This window comes from Desulfosporosinus burensis, from assembly GCF_054657535.1.
This window is the reverse complement of the sequence record NZ_BAAHYN010000086.1, coordinates 1-467: the sequence shown is the minus strand read 5'-3', so window position 1 is coordinate 467 and position 467 is coordinate 1. Positions and strand designations below refer to the sequence as shown.

General features: G+C 48.2%; 1 protein-coding gene. It reads left to right on the top strand.

Going from position 1 to position 467, the window contains the following annotated elements; translation table 11 throughout:
• Positions 1–467: ATP-grasp domain-containing protein (locus tag ACYQ3Q_RS28505; protein WP_459931750.1), on the top strand; the 467-nt coding region annotated here is incomplete at both ends.

The following is a 467-nucleotide window of genomic DNA, read 5'->3' as shown; positions in this document are numbered from 1 at the left end:
TACAACCTTATGCGGCTAGAGAGATTACTCGACAGCTTGGTCTGAAAGGTCAGATCGCCAAAGAGGTCGCCGATATTATGTTGAAACTTTATCAAACTTTTCGAAAGTATGATGCTGAACTAATCGAGATCAACCCATTGGTTGTTGCGGATTCTCAGGCCCTTGCCGCGGATGGCAAAATGACGGTTGATGATGACGCTGCTTTTCGGTTTGGGAAGGATGTTCCCCTAGTTGAAGAAAAGACTGCCGTGGAGAAAAGAGCTGCTGAATTGGGGATTTCCTATGTCGAACTGGATGGTGAGATCGGCGTGATGGCTAATGGGGCAGGTATCACCATGGCGACCCTCGATTTAATTAACGAATTTGGTTCAAGTCCTCGAAATTTCATGGATGCCGGCGGCGGTTCCAGCAAGGAAGCGACTGCCAGCGCTTTGGAAATTTTACTTTCCACCCAGCCTAAAGCCCTC